Origin of the sequence: Comamonas sp. MYb396, assembly GCF_037479555.1 — a bacterium.
Taxonomy (GTDB): domain Bacteria; phylum Pseudomonadota; class Gammaproteobacteria; order Burkholderiales; family Burkholderiaceae_C; genus Comamonas.
The window spans coordinates 128,129-151,153 of sequence record NZ_JBBGYU010000006.1; the positions used below are offsets into that span (position 1 = coordinate 128,129).

The 23,025-nt window shown below is 64.7% G+C and carries 21 protein-coding genes; 11 read left to right on the forward strand and 10 right to left on the reverse strand.

The genetic code is table 11. The features are described from left to right. Positions 1-15 precede the first annotated feature (15 nt). Together WH265_RS15155 and WH265_RS15160 are read left to right on the forward strand one after the other, a co-directional pair. Complete coding sequence (locus WH265_RS15155) at positions 16-651, forward strand: TetR/AcrR family transcriptional regulator (RefSeq protein WP_021028501.1); 636 nt, start codon at positions 16-18, stop codon at positions 649-651. A 287-nt stretch (positions 652-938) separates the two neighbouring features. Then, positions 939-1,646: an SDR family oxidoreductase gene (locus tag WH265_RS15160; RefSeq protein WP_339558819.1), complete on the forward strand. Its 708-nt coding sequence runs from the start codon at positions 939-941 to the stop codon at positions 1,644-1,646. Positions 1,647-1,682: 36 nt separating this feature from the next. Here the strand turns inward: WH265_RS15160 and WH265_RS15165 are convergent, their stop codons facing one another. Together WH265_RS15165 and WH265_RS15170 are read right to left on the reverse strand one after the other, a co-directional pair. Beyond that, positions 1,683-2,207, reverse strand: a complete 525-nt coding sequence (locus WH265_RS15165; RefSeq protein WP_339558820.1) for an AAA family ATPase — start codon at positions 2,205-2,207, stop codon at positions 1,683-1,685. A 179-nt stretch (positions 2,208-2,386) separates the two neighbouring features. Next, on the reverse strand, positions 2,387-2,842 hold the full coding sequence (locus WH265_RS15170) for a GNAT family N-acetyltransferase (protein ID WP_339558821.1): 456 nt from the start codon (positions 2,840-2,842) through the stop codon (positions 2,387-2,389). Between the two features lie 119 nt (positions 2,843-2,961). On the opposite strand from WH265_RS15170, the gene WH265_RS15175 reads away from it, so the two are divergent. Beyond that, positions 2,962-3,822 (forward strand): endonuclease/exonuclease/phosphatase family protein, encoded by an 861-nt coding sequence (locus WH265_RS15175; protein WP_339558822.1) that lies wholly within the window; start codon positions 2,962-2,964, stop codon positions 3,820-3,822. A 68-nt stretch (positions 3,823-3,890) separates the two neighbouring features. Then, entirely contained in the window at positions 3,891-4,328 is a 438-nt protein-coding gene (gene trxC, locus WH265_RS15180) for a thioredoxin TrxC (protein WP_339558823.1), read from the forward strand. Between the two features lie 87 nt (positions 4,329-4,415). Here the strand turns inward: trxC and WH265_RS15185 are convergent, their stop codons facing one another. Further along, positions 4,416-6,353, reverse strand: coding sequence for a PhoX family protein (locus tag WH265_RS15185; RefSeq protein ID WP_339534849.1), 1,938 nt, complete (start codon positions 6,351-6,353; stop codon positions 4,416-4,418). Between the two features lie 506 nt (positions 6,354-6,859). Here WH265_RS15185 and WH265_RS15190 point away from each other — a divergent pair. Genes WH265_RS15190 through WH265_RS15200 form a run of 3 tightly spaced genes read left to right on the forward strand, consistent with a single transcriptional unit; the run spans position 6,860 to position 11,735 of the window. Then, positions 6,860-8,782 carry a PrkA family serine protein kinase gene (locus WH265_RS15190; RefSeq protein ID WP_021028741.1) on the forward strand — a complete coding sequence of 641 codons (1,923 nt, stop codon included), beginning with the start codon at positions 6,860-6,862 and terminating at the stop codon, positions 8,780-8,782. A gap of 56 nt (positions 8,783-8,838) precedes the next feature. Next, positions 8,839-10,110 carry a YeaH/YhbH family protein gene (locus tag WH265_RS15195; protein ID WP_339558824.1) on the forward strand — a complete coding sequence of 424 codons (1,272 nt, stop codon included), beginning with the start codon at positions 8,839-8,841 and terminating at the stop codon, positions 10,108-10,110. Next, positions 10,107-11,735, forward strand: coding sequence for a SpoVR family protein (locus tag WH265_RS15200; protein WP_339558825.1), 1,629 nt, complete (start codon positions 10,107-10,109; stop codon positions 11,733-11,735). The genes WH265_RS15195 and WH265_RS15200 overlap by 4 nt, the downstream gene beginning before the upstream one ends. 14 nt (positions 11,736-11,749) lie before the next feature. Here the strand turns inward: WH265_RS15200 and WH265_RS24250 are convergent, their stop codons facing one another. Genes WH265_RS24250 through WH265_RS15210 form a run of 3 tightly spaced genes read right to left on the reverse strand, consistent with a single transcriptional unit; the run spans position 11,750 to position 14,379 of the window. Further along, the gene (locus WH265_RS24250) at positions 11,750-12,259 is read right to left on the reverse strand and encodes a rod shape-determining protein (RefSeq protein WP_445228534.1); all 510 of its coding nucleotides are present in this window, start codon (positions 12,257-12,259) and stop codon (positions 11,750-11,752) included. Continuing rightward, positions 12,259-13,503 (reverse strand): multifunctional CCA addition/repair protein, encoded by a 1,245-nt coding sequence (locus WH265_RS15205; protein ID WP_339558826.1) that lies wholly within the window; start codon positions 13,501-13,503, stop codon positions 12,259-12,261. The genes WH265_RS24250 and WH265_RS15205 overlap by 1 nt, the downstream gene beginning before the upstream one ends. Before the next feature lie 9 nt (positions 13,504-13,512). Beyond that, positions 13,513-14,379 (reverse strand): MurR/RpiR family transcriptional regulator, encoded by an 867-nt coding sequence (locus tag WH265_RS15210; protein ID WP_339558827.1) that lies wholly within the window; start codon positions 14,377-14,379, stop codon positions 13,513-13,515. Between the two features lie 151 nt (positions 14,380-14,530). Here WH265_RS15210 and WH265_RS15215 point away from each other — a divergent pair, with 151 nt between their 5' ends. Next, complete coding sequence (locus tag WH265_RS15215; protein ID WP_445228535.1) at positions 14,531-15,427, forward strand: amino acid ABC transporter substrate-binding protein; 897 nt, start codon at positions 14,531-14,533, stop codon at positions 15,425-15,427. Between the two features lie 85 nt (positions 15,428-15,512). Here the strand turns inward: WH265_RS15215 and WH265_RS15220 are convergent, their stop codons facing one another. Both WH265_RS15220 and uraD read right to left on the reverse strand, forming a co-directional pair. Continuing rightward, entirely contained in the window at positions 15,513-16,496 is a 984-nt protein-coding gene (locus WH265_RS15220) for a Bug family tripartite tricarboxylate transporter substrate binding protein (protein WP_339558828.1), read from the reverse strand. Between the two features lie 19 nt (positions 16,497-16,515). After that, positions 16,516-17,061, reverse strand: a complete 546-nt coding sequence (gene uraD / locus WH265_RS15225; RefSeq protein WP_339558829.1) for a 2-oxo-4-hydroxy-4-carboxy-5-ureidoimidazoline decarboxylase — start codon at positions 17,059-17,061, stop codon at positions 16,516-16,518. Positions 17,062-17,163: 102 nt separating this feature from the next. Here uraD and WH265_RS15230 point away from each other — a divergent pair, with 102 nt between their 5' ends. Together WH265_RS15230 and WH265_RS15235 are read left to right on the forward strand one after the other, a co-directional pair. After that, entirely contained in the window at positions 17,164-18,105 is a 942-nt protein-coding gene (locus WH265_RS15230; protein ID WP_339558830.1) for a LysR family transcriptional regulator, read from the forward strand. A gap of 127 nt (positions 18,106-18,232) precedes the next feature. Continuing rightward, on the forward strand, positions 18,233-19,279 hold the full coding sequence (locus WH265_RS15235; RefSeq protein WP_339558831.1) for a hypothetical protein: 1,047 nt from the start codon (positions 18,233-18,235) through the stop codon (positions 19,277-19,279). Between the two features lie 75 nt (positions 19,280-19,354). Here WH265_RS15235 and WH265_RS15240 read toward each other — a convergent pair whose 3' ends face one another. Together WH265_RS15240 and WH265_RS15245 are read right to left on the reverse strand one after the other, a co-directional pair. Next, positions 19,355-20,038, reverse strand: a complete 684-nt coding sequence (locus WH265_RS15240) for a glutathione S-transferase family protein (RefSeq protein ID WP_312987001.1) — start codon at positions 20,036-20,038, stop codon at positions 19,355-19,357. A gap of 78 nt (positions 20,039-20,116) precedes the next feature. Further along, positions 20,117-20,698 carry a 5-formyltetrahydrofolate cyclo-ligase gene (locus WH265_RS15245; RefSeq protein WP_021028751.1) on the reverse strand — a complete coding sequence of 194 codons (582 nt, stop codon included), beginning with the start codon at positions 20,696-20,698 and terminating at the stop codon, positions 20,117-20,119. A 407-nt stretch (positions 20,699-21,105) separates the two neighbouring features. Here WH265_RS15245 and WH265_RS15250 point away from each other — a divergent pair, with 407 nt between their 5' ends. Beyond that, positions 21,106-23,010, forward strand: coding sequence for a lytic transglycosylase domain-containing protein (locus WH265_RS15250; protein ID WP_339558974.1), 1,905 nt, complete (start codon positions 21,106-21,108; stop codon positions 23,008-23,010). The last annotated feature ends 15 nt before the right edge of the window (positions 23,011-23,025 follow it).

Genomic DNA, 23,025 nt, shown 5'->3' on the forward strand with positions numbered 1-23,025 from the left:
GCCTGAAAATTATGTATGATGAGTGTCATGCGAAATGATACTTCCAACACCCGTGCTGCGGCCAAGCAAGCGACGCATGATCGCATTGTGTCCGTTGCCGCGCGCGCTATCCGCCGCAGCGGCTATGGCGGCACGGGGGTGGCCGACATCATGAAAGAGGCGGGCCTGACGCATGGGGCCTTCTACGCGCATTTCGCCTCGCGCGAGGCGATGCTGGCAGAAGCTGCCGGTCTGGCGTGTGCCGAGTCTGCTGCCGTGGTGGCCGAGGTTGCGGCCCAGGCGCCCCCTGACCAGGCCTGGGACGCCCTGCTGCGCGCTTACCTCTCGAAAGCCCATGTGCAGCATGCCGAGCAAGGCTGCCCGCTGGTGGCCTTGGGTTCGGAGACCGCACGTCAGGCGCCGGAAGTGCGCCGCCTGACCACCCAGCACATCAAGGGCATGGTGGACCTCATCGCCCGCCAATCGCCCGATTGGGGGCAGGCGCAAGCGCATGAGCGCGCGATGGTGGCCTTGTCCACGATGGTGGGCAGCCTGCTGCTGGCCCGTGCGGTAGACGACCCGGCGCTGTCGGACAGCTTGCGCGAAGCGGCGCTCCAGCATCTGCTGCCCGCCGATCGGGCAGCAGATCTCACGCCCGGCAGCAGCGCCTAGCAGCGCGCTGCTTTTTTTTGATTTTTAATATGATGAACATCATGCGAAATGCGGACATGCAAGCCTTGGTGTGGGATCGCCATCGTAAAAGAGCGGGTGGCCGCGTGCCGCTGCGCCAGATCGCTGCACTGATCGCATTGGGCGTTCGGCCTGGTGGCCGATGGTGTTTTCCCCTGTGAATGCACCCCTGGTGCACGGGCCCATGCCGAGGCTGGTCCTGCTCAGGGGAATGCCGTCATCCAGCGCTGCTGTGCGCTCCTTCAACCTCGTTCAATGTGGAGATTTCCATGAAAATTGCTAACGCTGTCGTTCTTGTTTCAGGTGCCAACCGTGGCATTGGCCAGGCCTTTGTGCGCGAGTTGCTCGCCCGCGGTGCCCGCAAGGTCTACGCAGGGTCACGCGATCCCGCCAATATCAGCCCGCAAGCGGGGGTGCATCCGCTGCGGCTGGATGTCAATAAGCCCGAGGACGTGGCGGCAGCTGTGGCGCAGGCGCCCGATGTGACCCTGGTGATCAACAACGCCGGCATCGCGCAGACAGGTGGTTTTCTTGCCGAGGACAGCGAAGCGGTGGCACGGCGCATGTTCGAGACCAATTTCTTCGCGGTGCTGCGCATGAGCAAGGCCTTTGCACCGGTGCTGGCGGCCAATGGCGGTGGCGGCTTGCTCAATGTGCTGTCGATTGCCTCCTGGGTGAACGGCAGCGATCTGGCCGCCTATTCGGCGAGCAAGTCCGCCGCCTGGTCGCTCACCAACTCGCTGCGCTACGAGCTGGCTGCCCAGAAAACGCAGGTGCTGGGCCTGCATATGGCCTTTGTCGATACCGACCTGACTCGGGGGCTGGATGCCCCCAAGTCCAGCCCGGCCGATATCGTCCGCCGCACGCTCGATGCGCTGGAAGCTGGGCTGGACGAGGTGCTGGCCGATGACCTGACGCAGCATGTCAAGCGCGGGCTGGCGGCAGACCGGCCGAGCTACCTGCCGCAGCGCGCCTAAGCACCTGTTCAAAGGCCTGGCCGCTAGCAGCGGGTATTAGCCGTGCAGCACCAGCGCAAAGCCTTCCGCCGCTGATGGCGCGACAAAGTGCTGGCTGATCAGGTCGAACTGCGCATCGCTGGTTTCAAACGGATGCTCGCCCGACGCATTGCGCGCCCGCAGGCGGCGCTTGCATTCCTCGTCGGGCAGCTGCAGCCAGTGCAGCGCATGCGGGGCCCCGGCTGCCTCAAAAATGCTGCGCGCCCAGGCGCGGGTGCTGGGGGTGTTCGATGGAAAATCCAGCACCACCGACGTGCCGGCTTGCAGCAGCGACACAATATGGGGCTGCATCGCGCCGCGCAGTCGTTCAGACAATCGGACGTAGTCCTGGACCGAGACCAGCGCATCCGGGTAGAGCTGGGCAAGCCAGGCGTCTTCGCTGACCAGCACCGTGCGGGGCTGCGCGGCGAGCTGCCGGGCCAGGCTGGACTTGCCGGAGGCGATCTTGCCGCAGAGCAGGTGCAGGGTGCCGGTATCGGTGTCTCTATCGGCGAATGTGTCAGGCGTTTGGCTGGTGTTCATTCCATCTCCTTGGAGGAAACCCCAGAGACGGAAAACCCACCTCCAGGGTGGGTTGCATGCTTGCGTGGCCGCGCGCTATCCCACCGTCGGTTCGACAATGCGAATAATTCGGGGGCTGGTGCACAGGGCCATCAGCGCAATGTAGCAGACGCCAGGCCAGCGTGCAGCACTGCGCGCTCTCAAGCGCGCCGCTTGGTCAGGCGGATATCGCCGTCGCCCACATCGCGCTCATCGCCCCAGCCCAGGTGGCGGTAGAGGCGCGCTGCGCGGCTGCTTGTGGCCGTCTCCAGCCAGGCCGCCTCATGCTGCGCCAACAAGGCCTGCTCGCAGGTCCGGCACAGGGCTGTGCCCAGGCCCCGGCCTTCGTGGTCGCTGCGCACAAACAGTGCAAACAGGCAGGCGCTGTCCAGGTCCACCATCGCAAAGCCGGCGACCTCGCCCTCGATGGTGGCGACCCAGGCGCAAGAGGCGCTGCGAATAGCCTCGGCAATGGACTCGGGCGTGACGCCGGCGGCGGCCAGCTCGTCAAGGGTCATGCGGTTTTCCGTGACTGCCAGGCGCACCTGGAACATGGCCGCGACATCGCCCACGGTGGCGGGGCGGATATGAAAGGAATCTGCTTGGTGGTTAGGCATCGCCCGACTATAGAGGCGCCGGGCCTGGCCTGGCGCGCTGACACGAAAAACGCTTGGCCCCTGCTGCACAATGGCAGGCGATGGCGCCAGCGGGCGCGGCTATCCACAGAGTTTTCCACATGCAAATACTGAGCTGGAATGTGCAATGGTGCTGCGGCCTCGATGGCCTGGCCGACCCGGCGCGCATCCTGCGCCATGCACTGGCCATGGGCGAGGGCACGGGCGGCATCGATGTGCTGTGCCTGCAGGAGGTCGCGGTGGGCCACGGCGCGCTGGCGGGCGCGCCCGGTGACCAGGTGGCGCAGCTGCAGGCGCTGCTGCCGGGCTGGCAGCTGCTTTTTGCCGCCACCACCGATGGTTTTGATGCCAGTGGCCAGCGCCGCAGCTTTGGCAATGTAGTGGCCAGCCGCCTGCCGGTGGCCGAGGTGGCGCAGCACCGCCTGCCCTGGCTGGCCGAGGCGGGGGTGGTCAGCATGCCCCGGGGCTGCCTGGTGGTGACGGTGCGCGACCCGGCGCTGGGCTTGGTGCGGGTGATGTGCACGCATCTGGAGTACCACAGCGCGAGCCAGCGCATGGCGCAGGTGCAGGCGCTGCGGGCGATCCATGCCGAGGCGCTGGCGCAGCTGCAGGCGCTGCCCGCTGCGGCATCGGCGGCCACGCCCTACACCACGCCGGTGCACACGCCCCATGCGGTGCTGTGTGGCGATTTCAACCTGCACGCCGGTGAGCCCGCCTATGCCGCCCTGGTCGCAGCCCAGGCCGATGGATCCGCGCTCTGGCATGACAGCTGGACCTTGCTGCATCGCAGTGCGCCGCAGCCGCCCACCTTCTGCCTGTTTGACCGCACCTGGGGGCCCGCGCCGGTGGCCTGCGATTTTGCGCTGGTCAGCGACAGCCTGCACAGCCAGGTGCGGGCCTGGCACAGCGACAGCACCACGCAGCTGTCCGACCACCAGCCGGTACTGTTGACACTGGCTTGAAATATGCGGCACCGGCCTGCAACTGGCGTGTGCATCGCTGCCTATGATGGGCAGCAGGAGAGTGCCCCATGACCGAAGACAGCTTGCACATTGTGTGCCCCCATTGCCATACCGCTAACCGCGTGCAGCGCGCGCAGCTGGCCCAGCAGCCCGACTGCGGCAGCTGCCACCAGGCCTTGTTCACCGGCGAGCCGGTCGCGCTGGATGCCGACAGCTTTGCCAAGCAGCTGGGGCGCAACCACATCCCCGTGGTGGTGGATTTCTGGGCGCCCTGGTGCGGCCCCTGCCTGCAGATGGCGCCTGGCTATGCGCTGGCCGCCAAACAGCTCGAACCCCGGCTGCGCTTTGCCAAGCTCGATACCGAGGCCTATCCGCACGTCGCCCAGCCCTTCAATATCCGCAGCATTCCGACCATGGTGGTGTTCAAGGGCGGCCAGGAGGCGGCACGCATCTCCGGCGCGCTGCCGCCTGGCGAGATCGTGCGCTGGCTGCAGTCGGTTTTGTAAACGCACTGCCCCATGAAAAAATGCCATCCGTCTGGATGGCATTTTTTTGTCGTGAAGCGAGCGCGCGAGTGGCCACGCGCTCTGTGCTTACAGCTTCACCGCTTGCGGGGTGCCGGTCAGGTAACCCACCGAGGCGCCAAACTTGTTCTTGTAGTTGGCGTTGATCAGCGGATCGAGCTGGTCCTTGATCTTGGCGTGCAGTGCGCTCCAGTCACCAGGGTGCTGGAAGTTGCTCATGATGTAGGTCCAGCCGTTGGCCTCGTCCACGGCGTGCAGGCCGGTGGATTCGGCGCCCGCAGGCGTCGACAGGATGCGCGAGAGCTGCTTGGTGTCGGCGTTGTAGGCCCACAGGAAGTTGTTCACGTGGTTGCCGCTGTCTTCGCCGATGAACAGGGTGCGCATCTTTTCGGAGAACTTCAGGTTGTCCGGGCTGGCGATCTTGTCGGGGTTGGAGGTGTTGCCCAGTGCGTCTGCGGCAATGTCCTCGCCCATCATCAGCATGTGCGATTGCTGTGGCACCCATTCGCTGTTGATGGTGGCGCCCTGGCGGTCCTTGATGCCGCCGCCCAGGTTGTGGGCCAGCACGCCGCCGGCCTTCACGGTCTTGGGGAAGGTCACGTTGTGCTTGGCATTCCAGGCCTTGTCACCGTTGATCATCGAGGTCTGGATGTTGGCCAGTGCCGAGTAGGCCACCTTGTCCTTGATGTTGACGGTGGTGCCTTCCATCTTGGTGAAGGCCATCGAGCCGCCCACCAGGTTGGCGTAGCGGTGGGTTTCGAGGAAGGCGGCCGCCTTTTCCATGCCGGGCTTGAGCTTGAGCCAGGCGGCCTTGCCGTCCAGGAACACCGCGGTGTAGCTGGCATCCTGCGGGTCGGTGGTCAGCGACTCCATGATGTCGGCCGGCTTGAGGGTGTTGGCCAAAGCTTCGATCTCGGCGCTGGTGGCGTGGCCCAGGTGGATCCACTCCATCTTGGCGGTCGAGGTGTCGGTCAGCACGTCGGTGTAATGCGCGACGTACAGGTTGCCGGCGGACAGGTCTTTTTCCTTGTCGGCCACGAACATGAACAGACCACCGTTGGTGTAGTCATCGCCCATCAGCGCGGTGCGGTTGTCGGGCATCACATGGATCAGCTCGTGCGAGATGCGACCCAGGCAGTAGTGCTTCTTGACCGTGCCGGTGCCGTCCTTGTTGACGGTGATCTCGGGCAGGTGGCCGTAGTGGTAAGGGTTGGCCGTGGTTTCGTTGCCGTACACATGCTTGCTGAAGGCCTTGAACTGGGCCGAGCTGGCCGCGGTGAAGGCATCGGGCTCGTACTCTTCGCTGGACAGGTGGGTGTTCCAGGGCGAGAGGCTGGCGCCGCAGGTGATCCACAGGCCGTGGGCCTTGGACATGTCGACGTTGTGGTACTTGACCAGGCTCAGCTTGCCGGTGTCCTGGTCCTGGTCCAGGGTCAGCACGGCGATGGGCGAAGGCAGGGTGCCGTAGGCATCGGCGCCCGACAGGTCCTTGGAGGTGTACTCGAATTGCACCACGGCAAACACGGGCTTGCCCTTGACGCCGTCGACCTTGGCATCGGCGACCTGGATGATCGAGGAGCCATCGGGGCAGTCGGAGAAGAAGTGGCGCTCGCTGCCCGCCACCGACTTGTCCATGATCGGCTGGTTGTTGATGTCATAGTAGCCGCCAGCCAGGATCTTGCCGCCCTTGCCGTCTGCCACCATGTCGCCGGTCACGAAGAAGGACTCATAGGCCAGTGCCACTTCGCGCTTGCTGTCATCGGCGTAGAGGATGGTCATCACCGCCGTGGTCGAGGTCGTCGCCATCGCTGCGGGGTTGGTCAGGTTGGGCGCTGCCATGTTGGAGAAGCTCACCGACTTGAACGCAGCCGTCGGGCCATCGTCATCACCACCGCCGCCGCAGGCGGTCAGCAGGCCTGCTGCAGACAGGGAGCCGGACAAGGGCAGCAAAGGTGCGCTGCCCAGAAATTGCAAAAGACGGCGACGCGAGGTCAGCACTGCGCTCATATCGGTAACTCCGTGGGGTGTTATGTGGTGTTTGGATGCACCACAGAGGCCCATGAGAGATCCGGGCCAACATACTCTGTGGTGCGCAGCGAGTATCGGCGGCGCCCATGGCAGAGGCATGACGTTGTTGTGTCGTTTTTATGACGATGCGGGCGGGGCCGGCTGCCGTCTTCAGCCGCCAAATGGAGCCGTTGCGGCGATGTGTGACGGGCGTTGCTGGACGGTTTTCCGAGGGCGGCAGAGGCCATCAGAGGCCGGCGCGGCCGCTGGCGCCGTAACCAGAAATATTGCCTGCATTGTGGTCATCCGTGTGTAGGACATGTGATCTGGTCAAAGCGCCGCTAAGGTGCTAAAACCAAGTCACGACAACGGTTGCCTAGGGAGGCTCTGCAAAACCCTCGCCAAATGGTATGGACGCATTCCGACCACGAGGCAGGGAGTTTTGCAGAGGGGTCCTAACAAGTTTGCGGCACGGTCAGCCCCTTGGGTGCCGCCACGGAGGTCGTATGGATGTCATCAGCAACTCTGCCGCCCGCTACGTGCGCCTGCGCGAAGAGGAAATGTCGCTCGACGAGTTTCTTGGCTTGTGCCAGCGCGACCCGATGGTCTATGAGGGCGCGGCACACCGCATGCTGGCGGCAATTGGCGAGCCGGAGATGGTCGACACGCGCAACGATCCGCACCTCTCGCGGCTGTTTGCCAACAAGATGATCCGCCGCTACCCGGCCTTTGCCGAGTTCTACGGCATGGAGGACTCCATCGAGCAGGTGGTGAGCTTTTTCCGCCATGCCGCCCAGGGCCTGGAAGAGCGCAAGCAGATTCTCTACCTGCTCGGCCCCGTCGGGGGTGGCAAGAGCTCCATCGCCGAGCGCCTGAAGTACCTGATGCAGAAGGTGCCGTTCTATGCGCTCAAGGGCTCGCCGGTCAATGAGTCACCGCTGGCGCTGTTCGACCCGATCGAAGACGGCCCGGTGCTCGAGGAGCAGTTCGGCATTCCGCGCCGCTGCCTCAACCATGTGCTCTCGCCCTGGGCCGTCAAGCGCCTCGATGAATACGGCGGCGATATCCGCCAGTTCCGGGTCGTCAAGCGCTACCCCAGCATATCGCGCCAGGTGGGCGTGGCCAAGACCGAGCCGGGCGACGAGAACAACCAGGACATCTCCAGCCTGGTCGGCAAGGTCGACATCCGCAAGCTGGAGAACTATGCCCAGGACGACACCGATGCCTACAGCTACTCAGGCGGCCTGTGCCTGGCCAACCAGGGCCTGCTGGAGTTTGTCGAAATGTTCAAGGCCCCGATCAAGGTGCTGCACCCCTTGCTGACCGCAACGCAGGAGGGCAATTACAAGGGAACCGAAGGCTTTGGCGCCATCCCCTTTGATGGCATTGTGCTGGCCCACAGCAACGAGAGCGAGTGGAAGGCCTTCCGCAACAACCGCAACAACGAGGCGTTTCTGGACCGGGTCTATATCGTCAAGGTGCCGTATTGCCTGCGGGTTTCGGAGGAGGTGCGCATCTACGAAAAGCTGATCCGCGAGTCCTCGCTCGCCAGCGCGGTCTGCGCGCCCGGCACCTTGAAGATGATGGCGCAGTTTGCGGTGCTCACGCGCCTCAAGGAGCCCGAGAACTCCAGCATCTTCAGCAAGATGCAGGTCTACGACGGCGAGAGCTTGAAAGACACCGACCCGCGCGCCAAGAGCTACCAGGAGTACCGCGACTATGCCGGCGTGGACGAGGGCATGTCGGGCATCTCCACCCGCTTTGCCTTCAAGATCCTGTCCAAGGTGTTCAACTACGACAGCACCGAGGTAGCGGCCAACCCGGTGCACCTGATGTATGTGCTGGAGCAGCAGATCGAGCGCGAGCAGTTCCCCGCCGAGCTGGAGACCAAGTACACCGGCTACATCAAGGAATACCTGTCGCCGCACTACGCCGAGTTCATCGGCAAGGAAATCCAGACCGCCTATCTGGAAAGCTACAGCGAGTACGGCCAGAACATCTTTGACCGCTACGTCACCTACGCCGACTACTGGATCCAGGACAGCGAGTACCGCGACACCGACACCGGTGAGGTGTTCGACCGCAATGCGCTCAATGCCGAGCTGGAGAAGGTGGAAAAGCCCGCCGGCATTGCCAATGCGAAGGATTTCCGCAACGAGATCGTCAACTTCGTGCTGCGCGCGCGTGCCAACAACCAGGGCAAGAACCCCAGCTGGACCAGCTACGAGAAGCTGCGCCTGGTGATCGAGAAGAAGATGTTCTCCAACACCGAAGAGCTGCTGCCCGTCATCAGCTTCAACGCCAAGGCCAGCGCCGAGGATGCACGCAAGCACGAAGACTTTGTCACCCGCATGGAGGCCAAGGGCTACACGCCCAAGCAGGTGCGCCTGTTGTGCGAGTGGTACCTGCGTGTGCGCAAGAGCAGCTGAGGCAACGATAACGGCGCGCCGGCACCGAACGCGCCGGGTCATGGATGGGGGCATAGATGGCATTGCAAATCATCGACCGCAGGCTCGCCGGCAAGAACAAGTCGGTGGGCAACCGCGAGCGCTTTGTGCGCCGCTACAAGACGCAGATCGCCGATGCGGTGCGCCGCGCGGTGGCCAAGCGCGATATCCGCCACATCGAGCAGGCCGAGAACATCACCATCCCGCGCAAGGACATCCAGGAGCCCGTTTTTCACCATGGGCAAGGCGGTGTGCGCGACACCGTGCACCCGGGCAATACCGAGCATGTGCGGGGTGACCGCATTGCGCGGCCCCAGGGGGGGGCGGGCGGGGGCGGTGGCTCACAGGCCAGTGACAGCGGCGAGGGTGAGGACGACTTCACCTTCACCCTGACCAAGGAAGAGTTCATGGAACTCTTCTTTGAAGACCTGGCCTTGCCGCGCCTCTTGCGCACCCATATCGCCAGCACCTTGCAGTACAAGACGCGCCGGGCCGGCTACAGCCATGACGGCACGCCGCACAACCTGGCCGTGCTGCGCACCATGCGCGGCGCGCTGGGCCGGCGCATTGCGCTGACCAAGGCGCCCAACCGTGAGCTCAAGGCGCTGGAGGACGCGCTGGCAGACCTCGTGGCGCAGGATGACGGCACCAGCGAAGCGGTGGCCGAGCTGCAGCAGCGCATCGCCTTGCTGCAGGCGCGCATGGGCAAGGTGGCCTTTCTCGATCCGCTGGACCTGCGCTTTCGCAGCCGCACCAAGGTGCCCGAGCCCAGCAGCCAGGCGGTGATGTTTTGCGTGATGGATGTCTCGGGCTCGATGGACCAGTCGCGCAAGGACCTGGCCAAGCGCTTCTTCATCCTGCTCTACCTGTTCTTGACGCGCCACTACGAGAAGATCGAGATCGTCTTCATCCGCCACCACACGCAGGCGGCCGAGGTGGGCGAGGACGAGTTCTTCCATTCCACCGAAAGCGGCGGCACCGTGGTCAGCAGCGCGCTGGTGCTGCTCGACCAGGTCATCAGCGCACGCTACCCGGTGGCGGACTGGAACATCTACGTGGCCCAGGCCAGTGATGGTGACAACTTTGGCGACGATGGCGGCAACTGCCGCAACCTGCTGGCCGACAAGATCCTGCCGCTGGTGCGCTACTTTGCCTATGTGCAAGTGGCCCCGGATGAGCAAAGCCTCTGGCAGGAATACAGCCAGTTGTTGCCGCTGTTCCCGCATTTCGCGATGCGCAAGGTGGCCGAGCCCGGTGATATCTACCCGGTGTTCCGCGATCTGTTCAAGAAGGAAGGGGTAACGGTATGAACCCGTCGCAATACCCCGTGCTCGCACGGCGCAAGGGCTCCCCGCATTGGAAAGTGCCGTTTTCCGGAGACCGCTCCCAGCGCGATGTGCCCGCCACGCCCCGGCCTGCGGGCCAGCGCCCGAACCAGCCCTTGCCCGATCCGAGCGACTGGACCTTCGAGCTGATCGAGCGCTACCACGCCGCGATTGCCGCCACGGCCGAGCGCTATGGGCTGGATACCTACCCCAACCAGCTGGAGGTGATCTCGGCCGAGCAGATGATGGACGCCTATGCCAGCGTCGGCATGCCCGTGGGCTACCGGCACTGGAGCTATGGCAAGGAGTTTCTGGCCACCGAGCGGCGCTACCGGCGCGGCCACATGGGCCTGGCCTATGAGATCGTCATCAACTCCAACCCCTGCATCAGCTACCTGATGGAGGAGAACACCACGGCGATGCAGGCGCTGGTGATTGCCCATGCAGCCTATGGGCACAACAGCTTCTTCAAAGGCAATTACCTGTTTGGCATGTGGACGGATGCGGGCAGCATCATTGACTACCTGGTCTATGCGCGCGACTTCATCTCGCAGTGCGAAGAGAAGCACGGCATTGACACGGTGGAGCAGTGGCTGGATTCCTGCCATGCGCTGGCCAACCTGGGGGTGGACCGCTACCGCCGCCCTTCCAAGAAGACCCTGGCGCGCGAGCGTGCTGAGCGCGAGCAACGTGAGGCCTATGCCCAGCAGCAGGTCAACGAGCTGTGGCGCACCCTGCCGGCCCGCCCGGACAAGAACAGCCCGGCCCAGCACCATGAGCGCTTTCCCAAGGAGCCGGAAGAGAACCTGCTGTACTTCATCGAGAAGAACGCCCCGCTGCTGGAGCCTTGGCAGCGCGAGGTGGTGCGCATTGTGCGCAAGATTGCCCAGTACTTCTACCCGCAGCGCCAGACCCAGGTGATGAACGAGGGCTGGGCCACCTTCTGGCACTATACCTTGCTGAACACCTTGTACGACGAGGGCTGGCTCACCGACGGGGTGATGATCGAATGGCTGTCGTCGCACACCAATGTGATCTACCAGCCGCCTGCCGGCCACCGCGCCTACAGCGGCATCAACCCCTATGCGCTGGGCTTTGCGATGTACCGCGACATCCAGCGCATCTGCGAACACCCGACCGACGAAGACCGGCGCTGGTTCCCCGATCTGGCCGGCACGCCCTGGCTGCCGGCGCTGCACCATGCCATGCAGAACTACAAGGACGAGAGCTTTGTCGGCCAGTACCTGAGCCCCAAGCTGATGCGCGACATGCGCCTGTTCTCCATCCATGACGATGCCAACGAACGCGAACTGCTCGTCAGCGCCATCCACAACGAGGACGGCTACCGCAACCTGCGCCAGACCCTGTCACAGCAGTACGACCTGGGCGCGCGCGAGCCCAATATCCAGGTCTGGAACGTGAACCTGCGTGGTGACCGCTGCCTGACCTTGCGCCATACCCAGTACCAGGGCCGCCCGCTGTCCGACGATGTGCAGGAAGTGCTCAAGCATGCCGCGCGCCTCTGGGGCTTTGGCGTGCAGCTGGAAAGCGTCAACGGCGATGGCAATGTGCCGGTGCTGCTGCACTCCGTGGTGCCGCCGCCTTCCTGAAGTGATGGTTGGGGCTAGCCACGAACAGGCCCTCTTTGCATCAGTGCCTGAATCTCTGCTTCGCTCAGGGCTGCAGATGCCATCAACTCGACACTGCGGGCCCCGCAGCGTTGGCCCACCTCTCGCAGGGCGCGGTGCTCTACCCCTGTCAGAGCCCCAACTGCCTGGGCGGGCGAAGGGCAAGGATGCAGCAACATGTGTGGCGAAGGCATCAACCAGCGATTGACGCGCCTGAGCTTGAGATAGGACAGCAGTGCATGTTTCAGAAACGCCTCCGCTGCTGCGTAATCGCTGATCAGGCATCGGGGGTGGCCAAACGGCTCGCACAGAATGGCTCCCGGGGTTTGCGCCACTGCCAATCGTGCGGAAGCACCAGCGGCCAAAACACTGGTTGAGGGGCCTGCTCGCAAGGCAAGCAACGCCTCATCGCGCCATACGGCATCGCTGTTGCTGCTGCGGATCAGGACCGAATCGGGTGCAATGCGCACGTACAGCGTGGGTGTCAGTAAATTCCTAAAAGCCATTACTGCTCTGCCTTCATCTCCTGTGCCACTGCCTGGCAACGCGCCTCATGCACCATGGCGCCAATCTCGGCACCTTGGCGGCCGGTGCGGGCGGCGCGTTCTGCCACCTCCTTGGTGCTGACGGCCTGGGCGGCGGTCAGCAGGCGCAGTAGCTGTGCGCGTTGCGGGTAAGGCTTGTCTTCCAGCCCCAGCCGCCCCTGCGCATCACACTGGCAGGCCAGCAGCGCGTGCGCAAGGCGTTCGGGTTTGCGAAAGGCGTCGCAGCGCTCCAGCAGGCGCACGACGGCAGCGGCGGCAATGCCCGGGCTGCGGTGGATATTGCCGTGCTCGGCGGCGACCATCAGTGCCAGCTCAGCACAGTCGCTGGGCACGCGCAGGCGCTGTTGTACCTGGCGGGCCAGATCGACGCTGCGCTCCTCATGGCCGATGTGGCGGGGCAGCACATCGGCTGGGGTGGTGCCCTTGCCCAGGTCATGCGCCAGGCAGGCCCAGCGCACGGGCAGCGGCGCGTCCAGCTGGGCGGCGCGGTCCAGCACCATCATCACGTGGATGCCGGTATCCACCTCGGGGTGGTAGTCGGCGCGCTGGGGCACGCCCCAGAGGCGGTCCAGCTCGGGCAGCAGGCGGGCGAGGGCGCCGCAATCTCGCAGCACCTCGAACATGCGTGAGGGCCGGGCCTCCATCAGGCCGCGCGCCAGCTCTTGCCAGACGCGCTCAGGCACCAGCGCGTCGACCTCGCCCTCGGCCACCATCTGGCGCATCAGGGCAACGGTTTCCGGGGCGACGGCGAAGTCATGGAAGCGTGCTGCAAAGCGCGCCAGCCGCAAGATGCGCACGGGGTCTTCGCGGAAGGCATCGGTCACATGGCGCAGTACCCGGGCCTGCAGATCGGCCTGGCCGCCATAGGGGTCGGTGACAGGGCCGCTGCCATTCCAGTCGACCGGGGCGGCCATGGCATTGATGGTCAGGTCGCGCCGGGCCAGGTCCTGCTCTAGGGTCACATCGGGCGAGGTGGCGATGCTGAAGCCCCGGTAGCCCCGGCCGGACTTGCGCTCGGTGCGGGCCAGCGCATATTCCTCATGCGTGCGCGGGTGCAGAAACACCGGGAAATCCTTGCCGACCGGCACAAAGCCCTGGGCCAGCATGGCCTCGGGCGTGGTGCCCACCACCACCCAGTCGTGGTCATTCACCGGCAGTCCCAAGAGGCGGTCCCGCACTGCGCCGCCGACCATGTATGTATTCATCGTGCGAGTTTACTTGCGTACCGGCTGCACATAGACGCCGCTGTCGTGCAGCTCGCCTTCGGCTGCATCGATGCGGGCCACGGCCTGCGGGCCGGCGCGGCTGACCAGCACTTCCAGCAGCGACTCGGACAATGCCTGGGCGGCGGTGACCGAGGGGAAGAAGGAGGGGCTGTTGACGGCAAACAGCAGGGTTTCATCGGCGGCCAGCGACAGCGGTGACGCCAGGCTGTCGGTCAGGGCCAGCACCTTGCAGCCGCGTGCGCGGGCCAGTTCCACCGCATGCACGGTCTCTTGCGAGTAGGGCGCAAAGCTGATGGCGACCAGCGCATCGCCCGCATCGATGGCGCGCAGCTGCATCTCGCGCACGCCGCCCATGCCTTCGAGCAGATGCACTGAGCGGCGAAACAGGCGGTAGACATAGACCAGCGAGAAGGCCACCGGAAAGCAGGCGCGCATGCCCATCACATGCACCTGGTCGGCCGTCTCCAGCAGCTGGGCGGCGGTCAGCAGGCGCGCCGCGCTGTGCTGCTCGGTCACATCCAGGTTGCTGCGCTGCATGGCAAACATCTCGGCGGTGAGCTGCTGGTCCTGCGCGCGGCCCAGCAGGCTGCGGGCGCGCTCACCGTACTGGTTGCCCGCCTCGCTGGCCAGGCCCATATCGGCGGTCAGCGCCTGCTTGAACGGGTTCCAGCCTTCAAAGCCGCAGGTCTGGGCAAAGCGCACCAAGGTGGTGGGGGGCACCTGGGCATGCTGGCCCACATTGCGCATCGATTGCGTCACCACCTCATTGGGGTGGTCAAGCACATAGCGCGCCACTTGCTGCAGCGACGGGCTCAGGGAGGCAAAGCGGTCTCGCAATTGGTCGATTACGCCCATGGCGGCGGGTCTTTCTTCAGATTTAGGGAAATCACGGGTAGCCATTGTGCGACATGGAACATATGATCCAAAAAAAATAAAAAAGGAGCAAAAGTTCTAAAACGCCGCAAGGCATTGGCCGGTACCGATGGGGTGCCAGGAGGATCAGGATATGCAAGGAAAAATGGGTGTGAAGCGCGCGGTGGCGCTGGCTGCGTTGGTGTGTGCCTCCATGGGCGCGATGGCGCAAAGCAGCACGCTGGACAAGATCAAGAGCTCGGGCGCGATCACGCTGGGTTACCGCGAGGCCTCGTTCGGCTTCTCCTACCTGGACGCCAACCTCAAGCCCATCGGCTACAGCATGGATATCTGCGCGCATATTCTGGACGCGATCAAAAACAAACTCCAACTGCCCGAGCTGAAGGTGAACTACCAGGCGGTCACCTCGGCCAACCGCATCCCGCTGGTGCAAAACGGCACCGTCGATCTGGAGTGCGGCTCGACCACCAACCTGGTGGAGCGCCAAAAGCAGGTGGCCTTCTCGCCGGACATCTTCCGCTACAACGTGCGCATGCTGGTCAAGAAGAGCTCGGGCATCAAGGGCATTGCCGATCTGCAGGGCAAATCGGTCGCCACCACCACCGGCACCACCTCGTTCCGCCTGCTGCGCCAGGCCGACCGGGCCAGCAAGCTCGACATCACCAATGTGCCGGGCAAGGACCATACCGAGTCCTTCCTGCTGGTGCAGGGCGACAAGGCCGCCGCCTTTGTGCTGGACGACATCCTGCTGGCCGGCCAGATCGCCAATGCGCGTGACCCGCAGAACTACGAGATCGTTGGCGAGAGCCTGCGCACCGAGAACCAGGCGCTGATGCTGCGCAATGACGACCCGGCCTTCAAGCAGCTGGTGGACGAGACCGTCTCGGGCCTGATGCAATCGGGCGAGATGGAAAAGCTCTACAACCGCTGGTTCATGTCACCGATTGCGCCCAAGGGCATCAACATCAACTACCCGCTGAACGCCGAGACGCGCGATGCCTTTGCCAACCCCTCGTCCAAGGGGATCTGAGCCCTCGTTGAGGTCTGGTTACTGACCAGCGGCAGCCAAGAAGAAAGAGAGCAGGACCAGGGGCCAGCCCCCTGGTCTTTTTGCGTTATTGCGGCACCAGACCTGCGGCCTTGACCAGCTGCGCATGCAGGCTGATCTCCTGCGCAATGGTGTGCTGGAACTGCTCCGGCGTGGTGGGTGCCACTTCCATGCCCACATCCTGCAGCTGCTGCCGGATATCGTCGCGCAGCAAGATGGCCAGCACCTGGCGGTTGAGCGCATCGACGATGGGGCGCGGCGTGCGCGCCGGGGCCAGCAGGCCGATCCAGGTCTGCATCACCATGTCGGGGATACCGGCCTCGGCCATGGTTGGCACCTCGGCAATCAAGGGTGAGCGCTTGTCGCTCATCAGCGCCAGCGCGCTGAGCTTGCCGGACTTGAGGTGGGGCAGGGCCTCGGGCAGCGGTGCAAACAGCAGATCCACATTCCCGCCCAGCATGTCGTTGATGGCGAGGGCACCGCCTTTGTAGGGCACATGCGTCATCTGCAGATGGCCCCGGGTCTCGAACATCAGCGCTGCCAGGTGCTGGGGGCTGCCTTCGCCCGAGCTGGCATAGGTCACGACGGTCGGCTGGGCCTTGGCGGCGGCCAGCACGGCTGCGGCGTTGGGGAATTTCTTGCGGTCCTTGACCACCAGCACCATGGCCTGGTTGGCGAGCTTGGTGATGGGCGCAAAGTCGGCCTGCGGGTCATAGGGCAGGTCCTTGAAGATGCTTTTGTTGGTGGTCAGGAAGGACGCGGGCGAGGCCATCAAGGTGTAGCCATCGGGGCTGGCCTTGGCGACCACCGGCAGGCCAATGCGGCCGGAGGCGCCGGCGCGGTTGTCGACGATGAACGGCTGGCCGGTGCTGGCCTGCAGCTGTTGGCCGACCAGGCGCGCAATCATGTCGACACCGCCGCCCGCGGGCAGGGCCACCATCAGCTTGACGGGGTGGTTGGGGTAGCTGGCGGTCTGGGTCTGGGCCTGGGCACCGAAGGCCAGGAGACCCAGCGCTGCGGCCAGGCTGAAAAAGCAGTGACGACGATGCATGATGAACACTCCTGAAAAATCAATGGCTGGGGGCCGGGACGGGATCGCTGGCCTGCAGGTAGCGCGCCAGCCGCAGGCGGCTGATGGCGGCAATCTCGTTCAGCGCCAGTTGCAGCTCCATCTGCCGCGTGTGGCCCAGGCGCTGCTCGAACACAAGCAAGGCCGATGCCAGGCTGTGCTGGCGGATGCAGAGAATGAAGGGAAAGCCAAAGCGTTCGCGGTAGGCGCGGTTGAGGCCATCCCAGCGCTGGGCCTCGGCCGCCTGCAGCTGGCCCAGGCCCAGGCTCGCCTGCTCGTCGGTGGATGCGGCATTCATCGCGCCCTGCCGGGCCAGCGCGCCGCCCAGCTCCGGGTGGCCGGCGTAAAAGCGGATGCGTGCGGGCTCGTCGAGCCGGGCGACCACGGCCAGCATGGCGCTGTGCAAGGCATCGGCGCTGGCAAAGGGGCGCAGCGCCACGGTCTGCGCCGCCACCCAGGGCGCATGCTCCCAGATGTCGGCCAGGGCCGCGCAGAACTCGTCAGGGCTGCAATGGTTGAGGTGGTCGAGGCGTTGGGCAGGCGTCATGCAGGCCATGCTAGGCCTGCAGACCATTGCCGTCCATCATAGGTTTGGCAATGCTGCATACGCAAAATTAGTACAATCGCCGCATTCCGGAGACCCCAACCGATGCGCCATTCGCTTGTCCCTACCGCTTTGCGCTATGCCGACCAGGTGGCCCGTTCGGGCTCGATCCAGAAAGCCGCGCGCGAGCTGCATGTGGCTGCATCGGCGATCAACCGCCAGATTCTGGCGCTGGAAGAAGAGCTGGGCGTGCCGCTCTTTGAGCGCATGCCCAGAGGCATGCGGCTGACGGCCTCTGGCGATGCGCTGATCACGATGGCCCGGCGCTGGCGCCAGGATGAGACCCGCATGGTGGCCGAGGTGCGGCGCATCCAGGGCATCCACCAGGGCCATGTGTCGCTGGTCGCGATGGACAGCCATGCCACCGGCGTGTTGCCCGCGCTGATCGAGGCGCTCAATGCCCAGCATCCCCTGGTCAGCCTGTCGGTAGAGCTGAGCACCCCCGACGATGCCGAGACGGCGCTGATGACCGGCAAGGCCGACCTGGCCGCCATCTTCAACCTGGCGCCGCGCCGTGAGCTGCTGGTGCTGTGGCAAGCCCAGCTGCCGCTGGGCTGTGTTGTGGCGCCGGGCCATGCGCTGGCCGGTCGCAAGAGCGTCAGTTTTCAGGAAGCGACCGCCTATCCGATCGCACTGCAAAGCCGCGCCATCACCATCCGCCGCCTGCTGGAGGCGCAGTACAGCTGGCTGTTCAAGGATGCGCGGGGCTTTGTCGAGAGCAATTCGCTGCAGCTGGTCAAGCAGCTGGCGCTGGGCGGGCAGCGCCTGATCTTCACCTCGCAGCTCGATGTTGCCCCTGAGCTGGCGGCCGGTACGCTGGTTTTTATCCCCATCCGCGACCAGGGCGCCGAGCCCCAGAGCATCAGCGTGGCCGTCGATGCCACGCGCCCGCCAGGCCCGGTGGTCAAGCTGGTGGCCCAGCAGCTGGCCGAGGCCCTGCAGGCCAGCCTGGAGCGGGCCCGCCAGCCTGGCCGCAGCTTGGCCTGACGTCGGGCGAAGGCTGCGTAGTGGGAGCCCACAGGTCCCCAGCGCTTTGCATCAGCCGCACTTCCTCGCTATGCTGCTCGGTTGGCCCGATGGGCTGATTCGAAATAAGACAAAGAGGGAGGGATTTATGTGGACAACCATGGGCGTGGTGCTGGTAACCATCGCATTGACATTTGTCGGTCTGTTTGTGCTGCTCAAGTTCGGCATTCGCTGGTATTTTTCGCGCATGCTCAAACATGTGCAGGCGCTGGGCAGTGCGCAGCAAGGCGTGGTGGCGCGCATCACGATGCAGCTGGAAAAGCTGCAGTTCAGCGACCCGCAGGTGCGCCGGGTGATGCAGGAGTTCAAGGCGCTGGGCTATGCATCGGCCGGGCGCTACACGGTGGATGAAATGCCTGGAATCAAGATCTGGGCGGGCACGCATCCGCACAACGGCAGTCTGGCCTTGGTGATGGAACTGGCAGACCGCTACTTCTCCGCAGATGTGGTCCGGTTTTATGAGAATGGTGCAGCGCTGGGCGCGGGCACCAACCCGGTGTTCCATGCCGAGCACTATCCCAGCCATGTGCAGTACCGCCAGTTTCCACGCGATACGGCCATGCAGGACCTGGCCCAGTGGCTGGACGCGCGGCCCTTGCAATCTGCGGTGGTGGCGGCCACGCCCAGGAATCTGCGCCAGCTCAATGCCCGCATGTACGCGGAGATGATGGACTATCAGCTGTCGCAGCCCATGCCTGGTCTGGAGGCCTGGAAGCGCATGGCTTTGCAGGATGCCGCCGCCCTGGGCAGTGCCCTACCGACCTTGACCGAGCCGCAATGGCAGGCCGCCTACGATGCACAAAGGCAGAGCCAGCAAACTGCGACCGAAGAGGCCCTGCAAGACCATGTGCTGCGCAGCGGGCAGGTGTCTGCTGCGCAGTGGCAGGCGATGGCCCATGAGCTGGTCTATGTACATGCGCTCCTCGGCGCAGAAGAGGTGGCAGAGCGCGCACTGCGGCGCAGCGCCTGGACGGCGGATGCGCCCCAGGTGGAAGCGCTGCTGCGCCAGAACCTGGCGCATGCCGAGCTGTTTGAAGCGATCCAGGGCCTGCTGCCCGAGGACGAGCGCTTTGTCTACCTGATCAGCATCAATGCGCCGCTGGATGCGCGGGTGTACCGGCCGCAGGCGCTTTGATCACCAGACGGCCGATGCCCGTGCTCTGGCAGCCCAACAGCGCGGTGCCAGACACTGCGCAAAGGCCGACGATGCTCAGCGCTCTGCGCGGTAGGGCTCGTCCACCGCGACAAAGTCCTGCTCGGCCAGTGCCGCATCGATCCAGGCCTTGACGCCGGGCAGCTGGTGCACGCGCTCGATGTAGGCGGCGATCTCGCCGGGGATGGGCAGCTGGTAGGTCTTGAGGCGTGAGCACACCGGCGCGTAGTAGGCATCGGCAATGCTGAACTGGTCAAACAGCATGGGGCCGCCATGCTGGGCCAGCAGGTGGCTCCACATGCTGCACAGGCGCTCGACATTCTTGCGCACGGCGGCGTTGTCGCGCCAGACGATGCGGCCCACCTCGGCCAGGTCGGCCTCGATGTTCATCGGGCAGGCACTGCGCAGGGCGGTGAAGCCGCCATGCATCTCGGCGCAGATGCTGCGGGCGCTGGCGCGGGCCGCCTTGTCCTTGGGCCACAGCTGCTTGTCCGGGTATTGTTCCGCCGCATATTCGGCAATCGCCAGGCTGTCCCAGACGCTGATGTCGCCATCGCGCAGCAGCGGCACCGTGCCGGTGGGGCTGATGGCGGTCATCGTGCGCTTGAACTCGGACTGGCTGTCAAAACCGTCGAAGCGGACAAACTTCTCTTCAAAAGGAATACCCGCCTGGCGCAGCAGCACCCAGGCGCGCATGGACCAGGAGGAGTAATTTTTATTGCCGATATAAAGCTGCAGCATGATCTCAACCGATTGATGAATGAAGGTACAGAGCGACTTATACCGTATGCGCAAGCCCCCAAACGGGCTCGCTTGCGGCTACGAATCGCCCAGGGGCCAGACCACGCCGTTGTCGTTGAGGATGGCGTCGAGCGGCAGGTCATGCGCTTCGGGCTCGAAGTCATCGACAAAGCCATTGGTAAAGCCCAGGCCGACGGTGAAGGGGCGCGGCTCCAGCGCGGCCAGCGTGCGGTCATAAAAACCGCCGCCATAGCCCAGGCGGTAGCCACCCGGGCCATAGCCCACGCAGGGCACAAACAGCAGGGTGGGCACGACCAGCTCGGTATTTTGCGGCTTGGGGATGTCGTAGGCGTCCATCTCCATCGGGCAGCCGGGGTACCAGGCGTGGAAGCTCAAGGTCTTGTGCTGCTTGTTCACCACCGGCAGCGCAATGCGGCGCAGCTTGGGCTCGTCCATCAGCGCACCGTCTTCCTTCCAGCGGTGCAGCGCGGGCAGTGGGTCGAACTCGCCCTTGATCGGCCAGTAGGCGCCGATCACGGCATCCTGGCGCTCCATCAGCCAAAAACGCAGGACTTGCTGGAGCTGTTCGGCGCGCTCCAGACGATCGGGCATATGCAGACGCTGTTCAATGAGCGCTTGGCGTACGGCTTTTTTATCCATTGCAAATATCCCTACAGAAACACGCTGGGTCAACCATTCTGACAGCCAAAAGTGACGTTCCCAGCAAATTGGCTACCGTGAAAACCAGATAGCTTTTTTACATATTGCGGCAGTTTCCGTAAGCGCATGTAAGAGGAGGCCGGGTATTGCAGCCTTTGGGACCGCTGGCGCGTCAGGCGATGTGTATGATTTTAGGGATCACCTGGGCGCCGCTCTATAGCGCCGCTGTCTCACAACCTGGATCGGCTATGCCTCGGAATGTTTTGCTTACCCCCTTGATGGCGGCCTTGCTGGCCTGGAGCGCGCTGCCGCTGGCCGCCCAGACGATTTTGCAGGGCGCAACGGCCGCGCCCGCCTCGGTGCAGACGCCGGTGCAGCTGCAGTCGAGCCCGTCGGTCAGCAGCGGCATGGTCAACGACGATGTGATCGTCGACATGCAGCAGGCCTTTCGCAAGCGCGAGAAAAGCAAGCTGACCCAGCTCTTGCCCGGCGCGCGCGGCCATGTGCTCGAGCCCTGGGCCGCGTACTGGGAGCTGCGCGCCCGCCTGAACGAGGCCACGCAGGACGAGGTGCAGGCCTTTTTGACCCGCTGGGCCGGCACCTACCAGGAAGACCGGCTGCGCAACGACTGGCTGCACCTCCTGGGCCAGCGCCGCGACTGGAGCAATTTTGATGCGATGTACCCGGCCTTCCGCATGGGCGATGACCGCGAGCTGCGCTGCTACGCGGCGGTGATCGATCTGGCCAAGGGCGGCGAGCGCGAGCCGCTGGCCAGCACGGTCAAGAGCAACTGGTATGCGCAGCGCGATTCGGAAGACGGCTGCAACCTGGCGGCCTCGGAGCTGTTCTCGGCCGGCGGCCTGCAGGCCGACGATATCTGGCGCCGAGCGCGGCAGACCATGGAGACGGGCCGCCCGCGCGCCGCCCGCGCTGCGGTGGAGGTGGTGGCCCCGATGCAGCTGCCCGCCTTTGCGACCATGCTGCAGTCGCCCAGCAAGTTTTTGACGGCCAAGGCCAAGACGTCATCCAAGGAGCAGCAGGAGCTGGCCACCTTGGGGCTGATCAAGATCGCCGCAGACAACCCCGATGGCGCCGCCAGCCTGATGGAAAGCCGCTGGAACGAGCTGCTGACGCAGCCGCGCCGCGACTGGGTCTGGGGCGTGATCGGCAAGACCCAGGCGACGCGCCTGTCGCCCGATGCGATGGCCAGCTTTGCCAAGGTGAGCAAGGAGTCCAACCTGAGCGACGACCTGCTGGCCTGGAAGACGCGCGCGGCACTGCGCGCCGGCCAGTGGCAGCAGGTGCGCAAGAGCATCGAGGCGATGAGCGCCGAGGAGCGCGAAGACCCGACCTGGATGTACTGGCAGGCCAAGGCCTTGCAGGCGGGCCGCATCAGCGAGGCGCAGACCCAGCAGTCGCGCCAGCTGCTGCAAAAGATTGCCGGCACACAGGGCTTTTATGAGCAGCTGGCGCAGGAGGAGCTGGGCCAGCCCATCGTCATCCCGTCGCAGCCGGTGGCCATCGACGAGCAGGCGCGCCAGGCGGTGCGCAGCAGTGCGGGCCTGGCACGTGCACTCTATGCGATCCAGCTGGGGCTGCGCAGCGAAGGGGTGCGCGAGTGGAACTACATGACCAACCTGCACCAGCGCGGCGGCATGGACGATGCCCAGTTGCTGGCCGCTGCCGAGCTGGCCTGCCAGCGCCAGATCTGGGACCGCTGCATCAACACCAGCGAGCGCACCAAGACCGTGGTCGATGTGGGCCAGCGCTACCCGATGCCGTTCAAGGAGGCCGTGGTCAACCGATCGCGCGAGATCGGGCTTGATCCCGCCTATGTCTATGGTCTGATCCGCCAGGAAAGCCGCTTCATCATGGACGCGCGCTCGGGCGTCGGTGCCTCGGGTCTGATGCAGATCATGCCGGCCACCGCCCGCTGGACCGCCCGCAAGATCGGCATGACCGATTTCACGCCGGCCAGCATCAATGACCGCGACACCAACATCACCCTGGGCACCGCCTACCTCAAACTCGCGCTGGATGATTTTGACGGCTCGATGGCGCTGGCGGCTGCCGGCTACAACGCCGGCCCCGGCCGGCCGCGCAACTGGCGCAATGGCCCGGTGCTGGACGGCGCCATCTGGGCCGAGAACGTGCCCTTTGCCGAGACGCGTGACTATGTGAAAAAGGTGCTCTCCAATACCACCAGCTATGCGGCGATTCTGACCGGCCAGCCCCAGTCGCTGCGCGCACGCCTGGGCTCGGTGGGGCCCAAGCCCGAGGGCGAACCGGATCTGTCCAAAGAGCTGCCTTGAGCGGCCTTGGGTGCG

What these genes read in the sequence shown, in the direction of transcription:
- WH265_RS15200 (WP_339558825.1), top strand. Translation starts at nt 10,107, where the DNA reads ATGAACCCGTCGCAATACCCCGTGCTCGCACGGCGCAAGGGCTCCCCG.
- trxC (WP_339558823.1), top strand. Translation starts at nt 3,891, where the DNA reads ATGACCGAAGACAGCTTGCACATTGTGTGCCCCCATTGCCATACCGCT.
- WH265_RS15190 (WP_021028741.1), top strand. Translation starts at nt 6,860, where the DNA reads ATGGATGTCATCAGCAACTCTGCCGCCCGCTACGTGCGCCTGCGCGAA.
- WH265_RS15235 (WP_339558831.1), top strand. Translation starts at nt 18,233, where the DNA reads ATGTGGACAACCATGGGCGTGGTGCTGGTAACCATCGCATTGACATTT.
- WH265_RS15220 (WP_339558828.1), bottom strand. Translation starts at nt 16,496, where the DNA reads ATGCATCGTCGTCACTGCTTTTTCAGCCTGGCCGCAGCGCTGGGTCTC.
- WH265_RS15165 (WP_339558820.1), bottom strand. Translation starts at nt 2,207, where the DNA reads ATGAACACCAGCCAAACGCCTGACACATTCGCCGATAGAGACACCGAT.
- WH265_RS15195 (WP_339558824.1), top strand. Translation starts at nt 8,839, where the DNA reads ATGGCATTGCAAATCATCGACCGCAGGCTCGCCGGCAAGAACAAGTCG.
- WH265_RS15185 (WP_339534849.1), bottom strand. Translation starts at nt 6,353, where the DNA reads ATGAGCGCAGTGCTGACCTCGCGTCGCCGTCTTTTGCAATTTCTGGGC.
- WH265_RS15250 (WP_339558974.1), top strand. Translation starts at nt 21,106, where the DNA reads ATGGTCAACGACGATGTGATCGTCGACATGCAGCAGGCCTTTCGCAAG.
- WH265_RS15170 (WP_339558821.1), bottom strand. Translation starts at nt 2,842, where the DNA reads ATGCCTAACCACCAAGCAGATTCCTTTCATATCCGCCCCGCCACCGTG.
- WH265_RS15240 (WP_312987001.1), bottom strand. Translation starts at nt 20,038, where the DNA reads ATGCTGCAGCTTTATATCGGCAATAAAAATTACTCCTCCTGGTCCATG.
- WH265_RS15205 (WP_339558826.1), bottom strand. Translation starts at nt 13,503, where the DNA reads ATGAATACATACATGGTCGGCGGCGCAGTGCGGGACCGCCTCTTGGGA.
- WH265_RS15215 (WP_445228535.1), top strand. Translation starts at nt 14,531, where the DNA reads ATGCAAGGAAAAATGGGTGTGAAGCGCGCGGTGGCGCTGGCTGCGTTG.
- WH265_RS15210 (WP_339558827.1), bottom strand. Translation starts at nt 14,379, where the DNA reads ATGGGCGTAATCGACCAATTGCGAGACCGCTTTGCCTCCCTGAGCCCG.
- WH265_RS15245 (WP_021028751.1), bottom strand. Translation starts at nt 20,698, where the DNA reads ATGGATAAAAAAGCCGTACGCCAAGCGCTCATTGAACAGCGTCTGCAT.
- WH265_RS15160 (WP_339558819.1), top strand. Translation starts at nt 939, where the DNA reads ATGAAAATTGCTAACGCTGTCGTTCTTGTTTCAGGTGCCAACCGTGGC.
- WH265_RS15155 (WP_021028501.1), top strand. Translation starts at nt 16, where the DNA reads ATGATGAGTGTCATGCGAAATGATACTTCCAACACCCGTGCTGCGGCC.
- WH265_RS15230 (WP_339558830.1), top strand. Translation starts at nt 17,164, where the DNA reads ATGCGCCATTCGCTTGTCCCTACCGCTTTGCGCTATGCCGACCAGGTG.
- WH265_RS15175 (WP_339558822.1), top strand. Translation starts at nt 2,962, where the DNA reads ATGCAAATACTGAGCTGGAATGTGCAATGGTGCTGCGGCCTCGATGGC.
- uraD (WP_339558829.1), bottom strand. Translation starts at nt 17,061, where the DNA reads ATGACGCCTGCCCAACGCCTCGACCACCTCAACCATTGCAGCCCTGAC.
- WH265_RS24250 (WP_445228534.1), bottom strand. Translation starts at nt 12,259, where the DNA reads ATGGCTTTTAGGAATTTACTGACACCCACGCTGTACGTGCGCATTGCA.